The organism is Glycomyces mayteni, from assembly GCF_042428885.1.
GTDB classification, from domain to species: domain Bacteria; phylum Actinomycetota; class Actinomycetes; order Mycobacteriales; family Micromonosporaceae; genus Glycomyces; species Glycomyces mayteni.
This window is the reverse complement of the sequence record NZ_JBHMBP010000002.1, coordinates 478,410-494,628: the sequence shown is the minus strand read 5'-3', so window position 1 is coordinate 494,628 and position 16,219 is coordinate 478,410. Positions and strand designations below refer to the sequence as shown.

At 71.6% G+C, this 16,219-nt stretch carries 18 protein-coding genes; 5 read left to right on the top strand and 13 right to left on the bottom strand.

Translation table 11 applies throughout. The annotated features are described in order from the left end of the window. Nucleotides 1-40: 40 nt before the first annotated feature. Both ACFFXY_RS08955 and pdxT read right to left on the bottom strand, forming a co-directional pair. Nucleotides 41-802: a YebC/PmpR family DNA-binding transcriptional regulator gene (locus ACFFXY_RS08955; protein ID WP_382348607.1), complete on the bottom strand. Its 762-nt coding sequence runs from the start codon at nucleotides 800-802 to the stop codon at nucleotides 41-43. 40 nt (nucleotides 803-842) lie between these two features. After that, on the bottom strand, nucleotides 843-1,457 hold the full coding sequence (gene pdxT / locus ACFFXY_RS08950; protein WP_382348604.1) for a pyridoxal 5'-phosphate synthase glutaminase subunit PdxT: 615 nt from the start codon (nucleotides 1,455-1,457) through the stop codon (nucleotides 843-845). A gap of 177 nt (nucleotides 1,458-1,634) precedes the next feature. Here pdxT and ACFFXY_RS08945 point away from each other — a divergent pair, with 177 nt between their 5' ends. After that, entirely contained in the window at nucleotides 1,635-2,045 is a 411-nt protein-coding gene (locus tag ACFFXY_RS08945; protein WP_359949087.1) for a hypothetical protein, read from the top strand. Nucleotides 2,046-2,078: 33 nt separating this feature from the next. Beyond that, nucleotides 2,079-2,693 carry a hypothetical protein gene (locus ACFFXY_RS08940; protein WP_382348601.1) on the top strand — a complete coding sequence of 205 codons (615 nt, stop codon included), beginning with the start codon at nucleotides 2,079-2,081 and terminating at the stop codon, nucleotides 2,691-2,693. On the opposite strand, the gene ACFFXY_RS08935 is transcribed toward ACFFXY_RS08940, so the two are convergent. After that, nucleotides 2,690-2,989: a hypothetical protein gene (locus ACFFXY_RS08935; protein WP_382348598.1), complete on the bottom strand. Its 300-nt coding sequence runs from the start codon at nucleotides 2,987-2,989 to the stop codon at nucleotides 2,690-2,692. The two genes, ACFFXY_RS08940 and ACFFXY_RS08935, sit on opposite strands and share 4 nt — an antisense overlap. A 60-nt stretch (nucleotides 2,990-3,049) precedes the next feature. Here ACFFXY_RS08935 and ACFFXY_RS08930 point away from each other — a divergent pair, with 60 nt between their 5' ends. Continuing rightward, nucleotides 3,050-3,466 carry an SSI family serine proteinase inhibitor gene (locus ACFFXY_RS08930; RefSeq protein ID WP_382348595.1) on the top strand — a complete coding sequence of 139 codons (417 nt, stop codon included), beginning with the start codon at nucleotides 3,050-3,052 and terminating at the stop codon, nucleotides 3,464-3,466. A gap of 54 nt (nucleotides 3,467-3,520) precedes the next feature. On the opposite strand, the gene pdxS is transcribed toward ACFFXY_RS08930, so the two are convergent. The 6 genes from pdxS to ACFFXY_RS08900 form a co-directional block, all read right to left on the bottom strand. Then, nucleotides 3,521-4,441: a pyridoxal 5'-phosphate synthase lyase subunit PdxS gene (pdxS, locus tag ACFFXY_RS08925; protein ID WP_382350595.1), complete on the bottom strand. Its 921-nt coding sequence runs from the start codon at nucleotides 4,439-4,441 to the stop codon at nucleotides 3,521-3,523. A 97-nt stretch (nucleotides 4,442-4,538) separates the two neighbouring features. Next, complete coding sequence (locus ACFFXY_RS08920) at nucleotides 4,539-5,018, bottom strand: hypothetical protein (RefSeq protein WP_382348592.1); 480 nt, start codon at nucleotides 5,016-5,018, stop codon at nucleotides 4,539-4,541. Nucleotides 5,019-5,061: 43 nt separating this feature from the next. Continuing rightward, nucleotides 5,062-6,180 carry a glycosyltransferase family 4 protein gene (locus ACFFXY_RS08915; RefSeq protein WP_382350593.1) on the bottom strand — a complete coding sequence of 373 codons (1,119 nt, stop codon included), beginning with the start codon at nucleotides 6,178-6,180 and terminating at the stop codon, nucleotides 5,062-5,064. An 8-nt stretch (nucleotides 6,181-6,188) separates the two neighbouring features. Beyond that, nucleotides 6,189-7,073 carry a phosphatidylinositol mannoside acyltransferase gene (locus ACFFXY_RS08910; protein WP_382348589.1) on the bottom strand — a complete coding sequence of 295 codons (885 nt, stop codon included), beginning with the start codon at nucleotides 7,071-7,073 and terminating at the stop codon, nucleotides 6,189-6,191. Beyond that, nucleotides 7,066-7,695: a phosphatidylinositol phosphate synthase gene (gene pgsA / locus ACFFXY_RS08905; RefSeq protein WP_382348586.1), complete on the bottom strand. Its 630-nt coding sequence runs from the start codon at nucleotides 7,693-7,695 to the stop codon at nucleotides 7,066-7,068. Before pgsA ends, ACFFXY_RS08910 begins: the two co-directional genes overlap by 8 nt. Before the next feature lie 114 nt (nucleotides 7,696-7,809). Further along, entirely contained in the window at nucleotides 7,810-8,349 is a 540-nt protein-coding gene (locus ACFFXY_RS08900) for an HIT family protein (RefSeq protein ID WP_382348583.1), read from the bottom strand. 81 nt (nucleotides 8,350-8,430) lie between these two features. Between ACFFXY_RS08900 and ACFFXY_RS08895 the strand changes: the two genes are divergently transcribed. Then, complete coding sequence (locus ACFFXY_RS08895) at nucleotides 8,431-9,924, top strand: potassium/proton antiporter (protein ID WP_382348580.1); 1,494 nt, start codon at nucleotides 8,431-8,433, stop codon at nucleotides 9,922-9,924. Between the two features lie 47 nt (nucleotides 9,925-9,971). Here ACFFXY_RS08895 and thrS read toward each other — a convergent pair whose 3' ends face one another. Further along, entirely contained in the window at nucleotides 9,972-11,984 is a 2,013-nt protein-coding gene (gene thrS / locus ACFFXY_RS08890; RefSeq protein WP_382348577.1) for a threonine--tRNA ligase, read from the bottom strand. 171 nt (nucleotides 11,985-12,155) lie between these two features. On the opposite strand from thrS, the gene ACFFXY_RS08885 reads away from it, so the two are divergent. Next, entirely contained in the window at nucleotides 12,156-12,590 is a 435-nt protein-coding gene (locus tag ACFFXY_RS08885; protein ID WP_382348574.1) for a heavy metal-responsive transcriptional regulator, read from the top strand. Between the two features lie 219 nt (nucleotides 12,591-12,809). On the opposite strand, the gene ACFFXY_RS08880 is transcribed toward ACFFXY_RS08885, so the two are convergent. The 3 genes from ACFFXY_RS08880 to ACFFXY_RS08870 all read right to left on the bottom strand — a co-directional run bounded on the left by ACFFXY_RS08880 (nucleotide 12,810) and on the right by ACFFXY_RS08870 (nucleotide 16,113). Then, nucleotides 12,810-13,775: an NAD(P)H-quinone oxidoreductase gene (locus ACFFXY_RS08880; RefSeq protein WP_382348571.1), complete on the bottom strand. Its 966-nt coding sequence runs from the start codon at nucleotides 13,773-13,775 to the stop codon at nucleotides 12,810-12,812. A 101-nt stretch (nucleotides 13,776-13,876) separates the two neighbouring features. After that, complete coding sequence (locus tag ACFFXY_RS08875; protein ID WP_382348568.1) at nucleotides 13,877-14,851, bottom strand: NAD(P)/FAD-dependent oxidoreductase; 975 nt, start codon at nucleotides 14,849-14,851, stop codon at nucleotides 13,877-13,879. 116 nt (nucleotides 14,852-14,967) lie between these two features. Next, complete coding sequence (locus ACFFXY_RS08870; RefSeq protein ID WP_382348565.1) at nucleotides 14,968-16,113, bottom strand: alkaline phosphatase PhoX; 1,146 nt, start codon at nucleotides 16,111-16,113, stop codon at nucleotides 14,968-14,970. Nucleotides 16,114-16,219 lie beyond the last annotated feature (106 nt).

Below are 16,219 nucleotides of genomic sequence, written 5' to 3'. Positions count from 1 at the left end.
GGCCCGGAGCGTTCGCTTCGGGCCCCTTCTCGTGCGCTCGCTAGTCCTCGTCGAGCTTCGCGAGGATCTCGTCGGAGATGTCCGCGTTCGTCCACACGTTCTGGACCTCGTCGGAGTCCTCCAGGGCGTCCACGACGCGGATGACCTTGCGCGCGCCCTCGACGTCGACCTCGATGTTCACGGAGGCCTGGAACCCGGCCTCGGCCGAGTCGTAGTCGATCCCGGCGTCCTGGAGGGCGGTGCGGACCGCGACCAGGTCGGTGGGCTCGCAGAGGATCTCGAAGCCGTCCTCGCCGAGGCCGTTGACCTCGTCGGCGCCCGCGTCGAGGACCGCCATGAGCAGGTCGTCCTCGGTGAGCCCGTCAGCGGCGGGGACCAGGATGACCCCGCGGCGGGAGAACATGTACGCGACCGAGCCGGCCTCGCCCAGGGAGCCGCCGTTGCGGGTCAGGGCCACGCGGACCTCGGCCGCGGCGCGGTTGCGGTTGTCGGTGAGGCACTCGATGAGGACCGCGACCCCGCCGGGGGCGTACCCCTCGTACATGAGGGTCTCGTAGTCGACGCCCGCGCCGTCGAGCCCGCCGCCGCGCTTGACGGCGCGGTCGATGTTGTCATTGGGGACCGAGCTCTTCTTGGCCTTCTGGATCGCGTCGTAGAGCGTCGGGTTGCCCCCGGGGTCGGCGCCGCCGGTACGCGCCGCGACCTCGATGTTCTTGATCAGCTTCGCGAAGATCTTGCCCCGCTTGGCGTCGATCGCGGCCTTCTTGTGCTTGGTCGTCGCCCACTTGGAGTGACCACTCATCCCGGCGTTCCTCGTTCCTCTTGCTCGTCCGGTCCGGCGCTCAGCCTCGGACCATGTCCACGAAGTACTGGTGCACCCGCGCGTCGGGGGTCACCTCCGGGTGGAAGGAGGTGGCCAGGCAGGCGCCCGCACGTACCGCGACGATCCTACCGCCCGACGCATCGAGGCCTGTCTCACCGCTGTCCACCCGGGCCAGCACCTCGACCCCGTCGCCGACCCGCTCGACCCACGGCGCGCGGATGAACACGGCCCGGAAAAGGCCCCCCGCGACGCCGTCGATCCCGATCTCCGTCTCGAACGAGTCCACCTGGCGTCCGAACGCGTTGCGGCGCACCGTCATCGGGATGACTCCGAAGGAGCGCTGGTCGGGGCGGCCGTCGAGGACCTCGTCGGCGAGCAGGATCATGCCCGCGCACGACCCGAACGCGGGCATGCCCTCGTCCAGGCGCTTCTTGACCGGGTTGAACATGTCGAAGATGCCGAGGAGCTTGCTCATGGTGGTGGACTCCCCGCCGGGGATCACCAGGCCGTCGACCGCGTCGAGCTCGGCGGGCCGCCGCACCGGCGCGGCCTCGGCCCCCGCGGCCTCCAGGGCGCGCATGTGGTCCACCACGTCGCCTTGCAGGGCGAGCACGCCGATCCGGGGCACGGTCATCAGAGAACTCCAAAACTAGGCGGCGTCGGGCCGTTCCAGCGTAATCGCGGCCGCGCGGGCCGCCGACCTGGCGGATCGGCGCTGTGACCGAAACCGGCCTGACCACTGTCATCGGGTGACGATCCGTTAAAGTCACCGATCGAACGTGACGCACCCCTTCATGCCCGGGAGAAAGCAATGGCGAAGACCTCGAAGCGCAACCCGATGCCCCGCTCGGTGCGGGCCGCGCGCAACACGATGTGGCTGGAGGCGGCCCTCGCCCTCGTCGCCGGCGGCCTCATCGTGCTCCTGCACCACACCGCGAAGGAGTTCGTGCCGCCCGCCGCCGAGCACGACGTCTACCGCGGCGCGGTCGGCCTCGGCGCCCTCGCGGTGTTCCTGCTGCTCTCGACGCTGCTCCTGCGCTTCCAGTGGCGCATCCTGTGGATTCTCAACCTGCTCGTGCAGGTCGCCGCGCTCGCCGGGCTCGGCTGGCTGCTGTTCACCAGCGGACTGTACTGGGCGCTGTGCATCGGCCTCGCCATCGTGCCGATTACGATTCTGGGAACGCTTACCGAGCGCTTCGCCCGCCGGTGGTTCAACCACTAGGGCGCCGTCCGATCCCCGTCTGAGAGGCACGAGATGCTCCCCCAACCGAACTTCGGCCGCGACCGCGATCCAGGCAAGGGCGCTCCCGAGCCAGAGGGGGACGACCCGGACGCGAAGCCCAAGAAGCTCCTGCGACTCCAGATCGCCCTGTGGGTCGAGGTCGTCAGCGCCGTCATCGCGGGCAACATCCTCGCGTTCTACACGTTCTCGCTGCGCTCGGCCTCGGTCGCGGAGCTGACCGACGTGTACGAGAACTCCGGCATGGACCTCGACCAGACCCCGGCCGAGACCGCCCAGGCCGCGCACGACTTCTACCAGTCGACGAACTTCCTCGCCTCGAACCTGGTCATCGCGGGCTTCGCGCTCGTGGCCGCGATCGTCGCCGCCATGTGCGCGATCCGCCTCAAGTCCCGCCAGAAGGCCGTCCGCTGGTGGGCCGTGGGCGCCACCGCGGTCCTGTTCATCGTCGGCATGTTCATGTCCACGATCTTCGGCCTCTACGTCGCGCCGTGGGTGTTCGCCGCGATCCTGGCCCTGTGGTGGCTGTTCTCCGCCGACATCCGCTACTGGATGGACGGCAGCGCGGCCCCGGCGGGACCGCGCCGCAAGAAGCAGCAGCAGGACGACGACGAGGCCGCCGAGGACTAGTTCCCGGCGTCGTCGCCGTTCCCGTGCTTGGCGATGTAGTCGATGAAGGCGGCCCGGGCCAGCGGCTCGGCGCCGCCCCAGTCGCCCTTCGTGGCCTCGCGCCAGATCCCCACCAGGTCGTCGATGGCCACGCCGATCTCCGCCACGTCGGGGTCCAGGTCCTCGGATTCGAGGGCGGTCGGGGTGTGCCGGAACAGGTCGATGAAGAACCGCCAGTCGTGGCGGTCGCGCGCCAGCGCGAAGGCGCGGCGCTGGAGGTCGGGAGTGTCGTACTGGTCCAGCTCGGTAGCGTTCATGGCACAAGGGTAGGCGTGTCGGAGCCCGATCGGAGCCGGTCCGGTTCTTAGGATCTGCGCATGCGCAAACTCGCGGTAGGCGCCCTCGGCGCCGCAGCCTTCGCGGTGATGACTCCCGCTCCCGCACATGCCGATCCGATCCCCGTGGACCCGGGCATCGGCAGCGGCGTCGACACCGGCTTCCTGTACTTGGAGATCGCCCCCGAGGACGGTCCGACCGAGCGCGCGGTGCTGTCGTGCCCCGGCGGGCAGGGCCACTCGCGCGGCGAGGAGGCGTGCCTCCAGCTCACCGCGGTGGACGGGGAGATCGGCTCGCTCGAAGCGGCCGACGGGATGTGCAACAAGGTGTACGCGCCGGTGACCCTCAAGGGCTTCGGGCTGTGGGACGGCCGGTTCACGTACTACGAGGAGACGTTCGGGAACAAGTGCGAGGGGGTCCTCGCCACGGGCGGGACGGTCTTCGACATCGCCGAGTAGGGATGGGATGCGAAGGGCCCGGAGCGGAGCGCTCCGGGCCCTTTCGCGTGCGGGCTACCAGCCGCGCTTGGCGAGCTTCTGCTCCTCGGAGAGCGTGTCGACGTTGATGCCGACCATGGCTTCGCCGAGGCCGCGGGAGACCTCGGCGATGATCTTCGGGTCGTCGTGGAAGGCGGTGGCCTTGACGATGGCGGCGGCGCGCTTGGCCGGGTCGCCGGACTTGAAGATGCCGGAGCCGACGAAGACGCCCTCGGCGCCGAGCTGCATCATCATGGCCGCGTCGGCGGGGGTGGCGATGCCGCCCGCGGTGAAGAGCACGACCGGGAGCTTCCCGAGCTTCGCGACTTCGGCGACGAGCTCGTAGGGGGCGCGCAGCTCCTTGGCGGCGGCGTACAGCTCGGTGGAGTCGAGGGTGGTGAGCTTGCCGATGTCCTGGCGGATCTGGCGCATGTGGCGGGTCGCCTCGACCACGTTGCCGGTGCCGGCCTCGCCCTTGGAGCGGATCATGGCCGCGCCCTCGGCGATGCGGCGCAGGGCCTCGCCGAGGTTGGTCGCGCCGCACACGAACGGCACGTTGTACTTCCACTTGTCGATGTGGTTGGCCTCGTCGGCGGGGGTGAGGACCTCGGACTCGTCGACGTAGTCGACGCCGAGGGACTCCAGGACGGCGGCTTCGGTGAAGTGGCCGATGCGGGCCTTCGCCATGACCGGGATCGAGACGGCCTCGATGATGCCGTCGATCATGTCGGGGTCGGACATGCGGGAGACGCCGCCCTCGGCGCGGATGTCCGCGGGGACGCGTTCGAGCGCCATGACCGCGACGGCCCCGGCGTCCTCGGCGATCCTGGCCTGCTCAGGGGTGACGACGTCCATGATGACGCCGCCTTTCAGCATGTCGGCCATGCCGCGCTTGACGCGGGCGGTCCCGACCTCGGCCTCGGTCTTCTGGGTCTCTGACACGGTCACCGGCTCCATCTGTACGTCCACGGTCTCAGGGGTGCTGACCTGGCCGATTCTACGCCGCGACCCGTCTCACAGGCCCCTTGATACAAACCCGTGAGGGGGCGCACGGTCACTTGACGGGGTCGTCGATGTCCCAGTACTGCGGTCGCGGGAGGCGGTGGTGCAGGCGCAGCATGACCGCGACGGGCAGGGACCGGGAGGCGACGGCGTCGCGCACGAAGTCGGTGTGGATCTGGCGGGCCAGGGCGACGCGGCGGTTCGCCGATTCGAGGTCGTCGGTCCAGACGGGGTCGGCGGCGAGGTCGCGCAGGGCCCGGGTGAGGTCGTTCTCGGCGTACTCGCGCAGTTCGCGCTGGCGCTGGGTGTCGGCGGGGACGGCGACGACGGAGAGGGCGAGGGCGACCACTTCCTCGAAGCCGGGGTTGCCGACGAAGCGGAGGACGGTCTCGGCGCGGTCGTCGAGCTTGGTGAGGAGCGCGGTCTCGGCGGCGCGGGCGCGGCGGTGGAGTCGCTCGACCCGCGCGACCGTCCAGGTCGCGTACGCGCCCGCGACGGCCGCGATCGTCACGAGCGCCGCCAACCACCACATCGGGATCATCGTACGGGCATACGGCTTGGGGGGCGGGCCGGGATCACCGGCGGCGCTCGACGCCCGCTTCGATCGCGGCGCGGTAGACCTCCAGGAGGCGGGCGGCGACCTCGGGCCAGTCGTAGCGCTTGACCCACTCGTTCGCTCGCTCCACATAGGCGGTGCGGCGGTCGGGTTCGTCGAGGAGGCGGGCGGCCTTGGCGGCGAGGTCGGCGGCGTCGCCGACGGCGAACAGCTCCCCCGCGCGGCCCTCGTCCAGGACCGAGGAGAACGCCTCGATGTCGCTGGCGAGGACGCAGGTGCCCGCGGCCATGGCCTCGGTGAGGACCATGCCGAAGGACTCGCCGCCGGTGTTGGGGGCGACGTACAGGTCCACTCCGGCGAGCATGGAGGCCTTCTCCTCGTCGGAGACGGCGCCGAGGAAGCGGATGCGGGCGGCGACGTCGGGGTCGAGTCCGGCGACGGCCGCTTCGGGGTCGCCGCGGCCGACGACGACGAGGTGGAGGTCGGGGCGGTCGGCGGCCAGCGCGGCGAAGGCGTCGCGGAGGATCGGGAAGCCCTTGCGGGGCTCGGTGAAGCGGCCCATGAACCCGATGGTGGGGCCGTCGGGGAGGCCGTCGAGGGGCGCGGCCTTGCGGTAGAAGGCGACGGGGACGCCGTTGGGGATCTCGACGGCGCCGCCGCCGAGGTGCTCGACCTGCACTTTGCGGGCGTAGGGGCTGACGGCGATGCGCGCGGAGAGGTTCTCCAGGACCAGCTGGGCCATGTGCTTCCCGGCGGCGAGGATGCGCGAGCGGGTCATCGCGGTGTGGAAGGTGGCGACGACGGGGCAGCGGGCGTTGAGGACGGCGAGGCACGCGAGGCTCGGGGTGAGCGGTTCGTGGACGTGGATGACGTCGAAGCCGCCTTCGTTGCACCACTTGCGGACCCGGGCGGCCGAGCGGGGGCCGAAGGCGAGGCGCGCGATGGACCCGTTGTAGGGGACGGCGACGGCCTTGCCGCCGGGGACGACGAAGTCGGGCAGGCCCGCGGTCTCGGTGGCGGGCGCGAGGACGGACACGTCATGGCCGGCGTCGATGAGGGTCTCGGCGAGGTCGCGGATGTGGAACTGGACGCCGCCGGGGACGTCGAAGGAGTACGGGCTGACGATCCCGATCCTCAGCGGCCCCATCAGGGCCTCGGCGCGAAGTCGGCGGTCCAGAACCGCTGGAGCATGTGCCAGTCGGCGGGGTGGGCGCGGATGCCCTCCTCGAACGCGTCGGCCACGCGCTGGGTGGTGGACGCCAGGCGCTCGCGCAGGGGCCCCGTGCCGGTGTCGACGGGGCCGGAGATGTGGCAGACGGCCTTGTCGTCCTCGTAGTGGATGGCGGCGGTGAACAGTTCGACGCGGTTGCGGATCGCCAGGAGCGCCGGGCCGGACGGGAAGGTCGTGGCCTCGCCGAAGAACTTCACCTCGGTGCCCGAGCGGCCCAGGTCGCGGTCGGCGACGAGGGCCACGACGTGCCCGGCGTCGAGTGCTTCGCCAAGGGCCGCTTGGGGGTTGCGGTCGCCGCCGGAGGCCGGGATGATCTTCATCCCGAGAGACTCGCGGTATTCGAGGAAGCGCCGGTAGACCCCTTCGGGTTTGAGGCGCTCGGCGACGGTGGTGAGCGGGTCGCCGGAGATGCGCGGGACCCAGGCCCCGGCGAGGTCCCAGTTCCCGCAGTGGGGCAGGGCCACGATCGAGCCGAGGCCCTGCTCGGCGCGTTCGTGGACGCGCTCGAAGCCGTTCATCTCGAAGCGGCGCAGCAGGTGCTCGTCGCTCATCGACGGGAGGCGGAACGCCTCGATCCAGTAGCGGGCGTACGAGCGCATGGCGTCGCGGACGAGCTCGTCGCCCGGTTCGCCGCCGACGACGCGGGCGAGGTTGCGGCGCAGCTGCTGCACGCCGCGGCCGTTCTTGCGGGCGGCGCGGTCGGCGAAGCGGCGGCTCAGGCCGTACGCCCAGGACTCGGGCATGAGCCGCACCCCGCGCCAGGCCGCCAGGTAGGCCAGCTCGGTGAGGCGCTCAGGCATCGACGCGCTCCTCGCTCGCGGCGAGGAGCGCGCGCGCCTGGACGAACCGCTGCACGACGGTGACCGTGGAGAGCACCGCGAGCAGGCCGAGGCCCGCTTCGAGGGCGAACGGGACGCCGAGGACCTCGACGAGGACCGCGAGCCCGGCGATGATGAGCCGTTCGGGGCGCTCGGCGATGCCGACGTCGACGCGTGCGCCGAGGTTCCCGGCGGCGGCCTTGACGTAGGACACGAGCTGCCCGGCGACCAGCGCGGTCAGCGCCAGCGCGGCGCCGAGGAAGCGGCCCTCGGCGAGCAGGTAGTAGGCGAGGCCCGCGAAGATCGCGCCGTCCGCGAGGCGGTCGCACGTGGAGTCGAGGAGCGCGCCGAAGCGGCTGGAGGTGCCCTTGACGCGGGCGATGGCGCCGTCGAGCATGTCGGTGAACACGGACAGGCCGACGACGATCAGCCCGGCGAGCAGGTGCCCCTGGGAGAGGAGCAGGACGGCGGCGGCGACCACGATCGCGGTCCCGGTGACGGTGACGGCGTTGGCGGACACGCCGACGCGGATGAGGAGCCTCGCGGCGGCGTCGACGTAGCGGCGCACGCCCGCTCGGCCGGAGGTCCGAAGGAACTTCGCCATGGTCTCCTGTGTTTCTCGGCAGCGCCCAAGTGGGTGTTCGGGCAAGTGGGTGCGGCGCCCGCTCCGGCCGGCCGGAGCGGGGCTGTGCCTTTGACTCTAACCGTGCCCGGCCGGTCACACCCGCTCCCATGCGGCCGCCAGTTGCTCCCGGGTGTCGGAGAGGTATTGGGGGAGGGTCTTGGTGCGGCCGATGATGGGCATGAAGTTCGCGTCCCCGCCCCAGCGGGGGACGACGTGCTGGTGGAGGTGCCCGGCGATCCCGGCGCCCGCGACCTGGCCCTGGTTCATGCCGATGTTGAAGCCGTGCGCGCCCATCGCCGAGCGCAGGACCGTCATGACGCGCTGGGTGAGCGAGCCCATTTCGGCGACCTCGTCGGCGTCGAGGTCGGTGTAGTCGGGGACGTGCCGGAACGGGACGACCATGACGTGCCCGGAGTTGTAGGGGTACTTGTTCAGCACCACGAACATCGACTGGCCGCGGGCCACGATGTTCCCCTCGGCGTCGTCGAGCTTGGCGATCTCGCAGAACGGGCAGCCCTCGATGTCCGCGTCCTCGCCGGTGGGCTTGCCCTCCCCCTGGATGTAGGCCATCCGGTGCGGCGTCCACAGCCGCTCGTACCCGTCGGGGACGCCTGGTCCTTCGCGCTGTTCCACGGGACGATCCTAGGCCACGGCCGCGGAAAGCGGTAACGCGACGAAACGCCCGCGACACTCCACCTCGGATAAGCTCCGATCGTGACGTTGCCCCAGCTGTACCTAGTCGTGCTCATCGGCTGCGTCACCGTGCTCGTGTCCATCGCGGCGATCCGCGCGACCCACCGGCTCGGGCTCCCGGCGCTACTGGTGTTCCTCGGGGCCGGGATGGTCCTCGGCGAGGACGGCGTGGGCATCCCCTTCGAGGACTTCGAGCTCGCGCAGGTGCTCGGGACGTTCGCGCTGGCGCTCATCCTCATCGAGGGCGGCCTGTCGACCAGGTGGCGGGCGATCTCCGGGCAGCTCGCGCCCGCGTCGATGCTGGCGACGGTGGGCGTGGGCGTCTCGGTCACCGTGACCGCGCTCGGCGCGCACTACCTGCTCGGGTTCGCGTGGCAGACCGCGCTGGTCATGGGCGCGGTCGTCGCGTCCACCGACGCGGCCGCGGTGTTCTCGGAGCTGCGCGGCATCGGGCTTCCCAAGCGGCTCAGCGGGACCCTGGAGGCGGAGTCGGGGTTCAACGACGCGCCCGCGGTGATCCTGGTCCTCGCGTTCTCCGCCGCGGAGGGCCTGCCGAGCACGTTCGAGCTGTTCGGGCTCCTGGTGTGGGAGCTGGCCGCCGGGTCGGTGATCGGACTCGCCGTGGGCGCGGGCGGGGCGTGGCTGCTGCGGCGCCTCGCGCTCCCGGTGTCGGGCCTGTATCCGCTGGCGGTGTTCAGCCTCGGGATGGCCGCGTTCGCGGCGGCGGGGACGCTCCACGCGTCGGGGTTCATCGCCGCGTACCTCGCGGCGCTGGTCCTGGGGAACTCGCGGCTGCCGCACCGGGCCGCCACGCAGTCGTTCGCGAGCGGCCTCGGCTGGGTCGCGCAGCTCGGCATGTTCGTCATGCTCGGGCTCCTGGCGTCCCCGGAGAACCTGCTGCACATGCTCGTCCCGGCGCTCCTGCTCGGCGCGGTCCTGACGTTCGTCGCCCGGCCGATGTCGGTGTGGCTCTCGCTCATTCCGTTCCGGTTCTCCGGCAGGGAGAAGACGCTCCTGTCGTGGGCGGGCCTGCGCGGGGCCGTGCCGATCATGCTCGCCACGATCCCCCGCTCCGAGCACCTGCCCGGGTCGCAGTCGCTGTGGGACCTGGTGTTCATCCTCGTGGTCGTGTTCACCCTGTTCCAGGGCCCGACCCTGCCGTGGGTCGCCAAGCGCCTCGGCCTCGCCCAGTCGGGCGTCGTCCAGGAGGTGGACATCGAGACCGCGCCCCTCGACGCCGTGGACGGCGAGGTCCTCACCATCACCGTCCCTAAAGGATCGGGGCTCGCGGGCATCCGCATCTTCGAGCTGCGCCTGCCCGAGGGGTCCGCCATCGCGGGCGTGGTGCGGGTGGACCGCCTGTTCGTGCCCGCCAAGGCCGACCGCCTCCGCTCCGGCGACCAGCTCATCGTCGTCACCACCCCGAGGCTCCGCGAAGCCACCGAGCAGCGCCTCACCGCCCTCGCGCGGGCCGGGCGCCTCGCCCGCTGGCTCGGCGAGACCGGCCGCGACTGAACGCCGACGGGGCCGGGGCGTGAGCCCCGGCCCCGTCGATCAGGGTCCTATTCGGCTGCGGCCGAAGGGCCTTCGTTCACCCGCGAGCGGACGACCTCGGCGACGTGGGCGACCGCCTCGTCGGCGGGGACCCCGTTGCGCTGGGAGCCGTCGCGGTAGCGGAAGGAGACCGTGCCCGCGTTCTGGTCGTCGTCCCCCGCGATGATCATGAACGGGATCTTCTGGAGCTGCGCGTTGCGGACCTTCTTCTGCATCCGGTCGTCCGAGTGGTCGACCTCCGCGCGCAGGCCCTCGGCGCGCAGGCGCGACACGAACGCCTCCAGGTAGTCGGCGTTCTCGTCGCGCACGGGGATGCCCACGGCCTGGACCGGGGCCAGCCACGCCGGGAACGCGCCCGCGTAGTGCTCGGTGAGGACCCCGAAGAACCGCTCGATCGAGCCGAACAGCGCGCGGTGGATCATGACCGGCTGCTTGCGGGTGCCGTCGTCCGCCGAGTACTCCAGGTGGAAGCGCGCGGGCTGATTGAAGTCGAGCTGGATGGTCGACATCTGCCAGGTGCGGCCGATCGCGTCCTTCGCCTGGACGGAGATCTTCGGGCCGTAGAAGGCCGCCCCGCCCGGGTCCGGGACCAGGTCCAGGCCCGACTCCTCGGCGACCTGCCGCAGGACCGCGGTGGCCTCCTCCCACTGGGCGTCGTCCCCGATGAACTTGTCGGAGTCGCCCTTGGTCGACAGCTCCAGGTAGAAGTCGTTCAGGCCGTAGTCGCGCAGGAGCTGGAGCACGAACTCCAGGAGGCTCCGGATCTCGCCGGGCGCCTGCTCCTGGGTGCAGTAGATGTGCGCGTCGTCCTGGGTCAGGCCGCGCACGCGGGTGAGGCCCTGGACCACGCCGGACTTCTCGTACCGGTACACGGTCCCAAACTCCGACAGGCGCAGCGGCAGCTCCCGGTAGGAGCGCCCGCGCGAGCGGAAGATCAGGTTGTGCATCGGGCAGTTCATGGCCTTGAGGTAGTAGTTCGCGCCTTCGAGCTCGATCGGCGGGAACATGCCCTCGTCGTAGTGCGGCAGGTGCCCGGAGGTGTGGAACAGCTGCTCTTTGGTGATGTGCGGGGTGTTCACCAGCTCGTACCCGGCCTCGCGCTGGCGTTCGCGCAGGTAGGACTCCATCTCGTAGCGGATGATGCCGCCCTTGGGGTGGAACACCGGCAGGCCCGGGCCGATCTCGTCGGGGAACGAGAACAGGTCGAGCTGCTGGCCGAGCTTGCGGTGGTCGCGCTTCTCGGCCTCGGCGAGGCGCGCGAGGTAGTCCTTCTGCTCCTGGACGGTCGGCCACGCGGTGCCGTAGATGCGCTGGAGCTGCGGGTTCTTCTCCGAGCCCATCCAGTACGCGGCGGCCGAGCGCATGAGCTTGACCGCGCCGATGAGCTTGGTCGAGGGCAGGTGCGGGCCCCGGCACAGGTCGGACCAGACCTTCGCGCCGGTGCGGTCGCGGTTGTCGTAGGCGGTGAGCTCGCCGCCGCCGACCTCCATGACCTCGTCGGCGTCGGTGCCCTCGCCCTTGGTGTCGATGAGTTCGAGCTTGTAGGGCTCGCCCGCGAGTTCGGCGCGGGCCTCGTCGAGGGAGGCGTACTTGCGGCGGTGGAAGGTCTGCCCCTGCTTGATGATCTGGAGCATGCGCTTCTCGACGGCCTTGAGGTCGTCGGGGTTGAACGGCTCGGCGACGTCGAAGTCGTAGTAGAAGCCGTCGGTGATCGGCGGGCCGATGCCGAGCTTGGCCTCGTGGAGCTCCTGGACGGCCTGGGCCATGACGTGCGCGGCCGAGTGGCGCAGCACGTTGAGCCCGTCGGGGCTGTTCAGCGGGACCGGCTCGACCTTCGCGTCGGCCTCGGGCGCCCAGGACAGGTCGCGGAGCTGCCCTTCGGCGTCGCGGAGGACGACGATCGCGTTCGGCCCCGCGACGGGGAGGCCGGCCTCGGCCACCGCGTCGGCACCGGTCGTGCCGGCCGTCACCCACAGGGGTTCGACGACGACTGGACTCTGGTTCGGTGCTGCGGAAGCCACGGTTCTCCTCATGGAATGGGCCGGTCGAGCGGCCGGCGCTTGACGTTCGGGTCCATGGTAGTCGCCGTCCGGGGGCGCGTTCGAGCCCATTACCGGCGGGTGAGGCGTGTCCGGGGAAACTGCGGGATCGGGCTTGACCTTGGTCCCGGCACCGGGGTTTACCGTCGTTCCATGACCACCGCGACAGCACCGTTGACCGTGGGCCGGCTCGCCGAGGCGGCGGGCGTGACCACCGACGCCATCCGCCACTGGGAGCGCGAGGGCCTGTTCCCCGCGCCCGAGCGCAGCGCCGCCGGGTACCGGCGGTACGGGCCCGCAGAGCTGGACCGCGCCCGGTTCATTCGGGCGTGCCAGCGCGCGGGGCTGCGCCTGGCCGACATCGGCGACCTGCTCGCGGTGCGCGACACGGGCGCGTGCCCGTGCGAGCCCGCCGGGTCGCACCTGGAGCGGCGGATCGCGGAGGTGGCCGCGGAGATCGCGCGCCTGGAGTCGCTGCGCTCGCAGCTGACGGCGATGCTGGGCGCGGTGGAGGCGGGCACGTGCGACGGCCCGCTGCCCGACAACTGGTGTCCCCCGAGAGCGGTCGATGGAGGTGAATGCGAGTGATGACGAGCGACGAGTGCTGCAACTGCTGCAACGACGACGCGTGCCGGTGTGCGGGCGAGGACTGCTGCCACGGCTGCTGCGAGAAGTAGCGGCGACGCGAGCCGAGGCCGGACCCGTTCGGGTCCGGCCTCTGGCGCGTCTCGGAGCGTCTCGGAGCGTCTCCGCAAATCGGACATCCGCAGCGCCCCTCGAACAAGGGTGCCGCGGGGGTCCGACAGCCTATTTCGCGGTGAGGACGATCTTGCCGAAGTGGCCGCCCGCGTTCATGAGGCGGTGGGCTTCGGCGGCGTCGCCGAGGGGGAGGCGGGTGGTGACGACGGGTTTGATGTCGCCGGTGTCGAGGGCGGGCCAGACGCGTTCGAAGACCTCGGCGAGGATCTGGCGGCGCTGGTCCAGGGGGCGGGCGCGGAGGGTGGTGCCGGTGATGGTGGCGCGCTTGGCGAGGAGGCCGCCGAGGTGGATCTGGGCGGCGTTCCCTTGCTGGAGGCCGATGATGGCGAGGCGGCCGTCCTGGGCGAGGGCCTTGAGGTTGGGCTCGAAGTAGGCCGCGCCGATGACGTCGAGGATCGCGTCGGCGCCCCCGGCCTCTTGGGCGAGGGCCGCGAAGTCCTCGCTGCGGTAGTCCACGACGCGGTCGGCGCCGAGGGCTTCGAGCTGCTTGGTCCACTCGCCGCGGGCGGTGGTCCAGGTCTCGGCGTCGGCGAGTTTGCGGGCGAACTGGACGGCGAAGGTGCCGACGCCGCCCGCGCCGCCGTGGACGAGGACGCGGCGCTTGCCGGTCGCGTCCTCCCCGAGCAGGTAGCCGAGGTTGGAGTAGACGGTCGCGGCGGCCTCGGGCAGGCCCGCCGCGTCGACGAGGTCGACGTTCTCGGGCGTCGGGAGCACGAGCCCGGCGTCCACGGTGACGTACTGGGCGTAGCCGCCGCCGGGGAGCAGGGCGCAGACCTCGGCGCCGAGGAGGGTGGCGTTGTCGGCGCTGCCGACGTCAATGATGGTCCCGGAGACCTCCAGGCCGGGCCAGGCCGGGGCGCCCTGCGGGGGCGGGTAGTGGCCGGAGACCTGGAGGAGGTCGGCGCGGTTGACGCCGGCGGCGGCGACCTCGATGAGCACTTCGTCGGGGCCGGGCGCGGGTTCGGGCACCTGGGCGGCGGTGAGGCTCCCGCCGGACACGGTCATGGCAAGCATTCCCGCATAGTATGACTGCCGCTGGAACCCAAAGCGACATACCCGTCAGTAAGTCATATCAGGACCGCAGAAAACTTCGACTTTCCTTGTGCCCCAACGGTTTACGGGTTCTCGCTGGAGTGGCCGGGGAAGAGGTGCGCGGCGGGGTCGATCGCGACGGCGGCGTTGTTGACGGCCGTGGCGGCCTCGCCGAAGCCCGTGGCGATGAGCTTGACCTTCCCCGGATAGGCCGCGATGTCCCCTGCGGCGTAGACGCGCGGGAGGCTCGCGGCCATCGTGGAGTCCACACTGATCGTGCGGTGGTCGAGGTCCAGGCCCCACTCCCCCAGCGGACCGAGGTCGGCGGTGAAGCCGAGCGCGGCGACGACGGCGCCGGCGGGGAGCTCGCGCGGGCCCTCGTCCTTGACGTCGATCGCGACCCCCTCCACATGGGTCGTGCCGTGGATGGCGGTGACCTGGGCGTTCACGATGATCGGGACGCCGAGGCCGCGCACGCGGTCGATCGTGGCGGCGTGGGCGCGGAAGCGCTCGCGGCGGTGGACGATCACCGTGGAGCGGGCGACGCCGTGGAGGGCCAGCGCCCAGTCGAACGCGGAGTCGCCGCCGCCGACGATGACGACGTCCTGTCCGGCGTGGGCGGCGAGTTCGGGAACGAAGTAGACGATGCCGGCGCCGTGGTAGCCGTCGGCGGCCGGGAGCGGGCGGGGCGCGAAGCTGCCGAGGCCGCCGGTGATGAGCAGGGCCTTCGCTTCGACGCGGAGGTCGCCGGTGAGGTCGAGGACGGGCAGGCCGTCCACGTGGTGGAGCTTCTGGGCCTGGTGGCCGAGGTGGTAGACCGGCTCGAAGGGGGCGGCTTGGCGCAGGAGGTTGTCGACGAGGTCGCGGCCCTTGATCTCGGGGAAGCCGCCGACGTCGTAGATCTGCTTCTCGGGGTACATGGCGGTGATCTGGCCGCCCGCTTCGGGAAGGGTGTCGATGACGGCGGTGCGCAGGCCGCGGAAGCCCGCGTAGTAGGCGGCGAAGAGGCCGGTCGGTCCGGCCCCGATGATCGCGAGGTCCACTGTGGTGAGGGGCATTGGCGGTCACGGCTCCCTGGGATCGCGCCGCTCGGGGCGGCGGTTCCACCGATCCTAGCGGCGGAAGGGGCCCGGCGGGGCCGCACGAATGCGGTGCTGCGCGGCCCCGGTCGGGATCAGAGGCCGCGGAAGGGCCCGGTGACCTCGTAGGTGAGGCCGCCGCTGGAGGAGCCGCTGGTGCCGCGCTGCGACGAGAAGTAGAGGCGGTCCCCGGCCGGGTTGAACGCGGGTCCGGTGATCTCGGAGGCGCTCTGGCCGGTGACGCGCAGGAACGGCGCGACGACGTCGTCGGGGGTGATGATGCAGATCTCCATGTTGCCGCCGTCCTCGGCGACGAACAGGTCGCCGGAGCCGGAGGCGCCGGTGATGTTGTCGACGCCGGTGAGGGGCGCGCCGGAGACGTTGTCGTCGTAGACCGTTGCGAGGGTGTTGGCGTCGGCGTCGTAGGCCCAGACCTTGTTGTCGCCCTTGGTGGTGAAGAAGCAGATGCCGTCGGTGTAGTAGCAGCCCTCGCCGCCGTTGAAGCGCTTGGTGTTGGCGACCTGGTTGCGGGTGGCGGTCGGGGAGCCGTCGGGGTCGGGGACGGTGGCCCACGCGAGCGCGGAGCCGGTCTGGGTGAGGACCTGGAGGGCGCCGGTGGCGAGGTTCCCCCAGGCGGCGGGGCGGAAGCGGTAGAAGGCGCCGTCGGCGACGTCCTCGGTCAGGTAGACCACGCCGTGGTCGGGGTCGGCGGCGGCGGCCTCGTGCTTGAAGCGGCCCATGGCGTCGCGGCGCACGGCGGCGTCGTCGCCGAACGGGTCGGTCTCGTAGACGTAGCCGCGGTCGACCTCCTCGCAGGAGAGCCAGGTGTTCCAGGGGGTGGCCCCGCCCGCGCAGTTGGTGCGGGTGCCGCTGAGGGTGCGGTAGGCGTCCACGACGTTCCCGGCGGCGTCGAAGCGGAGCGCGCCGACCCCGCCGCCGGAGGAGACCTCGGAGTTGGAGACGTAGATCCAGCCGTTCCCGTCGGCGAAGCACGCGCCGCCGTCGGGGGCGGCGTGCCAGGTGTAGGAGGTGCCGGTGACGATCTGCGAGGAGCGGGCGACGATCCGGGAGGCGAAGCCCGCGGGGAGCTGGATGCCGCGGGCGTCGGCGGCCTGGAGGGCGCCGTAGGGGCTGGCGCCGGGGACGGCGGGGTACGCGAAGGAGGGGCGGGTCATGGTGAAGCCGAGGGCGACCGAGCCGGCGCCGGCGACCGCGGCGCGCATGACGTTCCGTCGTTGCATGGTTGGCAGTCCTTTGGGGGAGGATGGGGCGCAGCGGAACCGCTGCCGCAGGCCAGCGTAGGGACTTTGCGGCTTTTGCGAGTTGACCTCGGAGGGCGATCCGGTG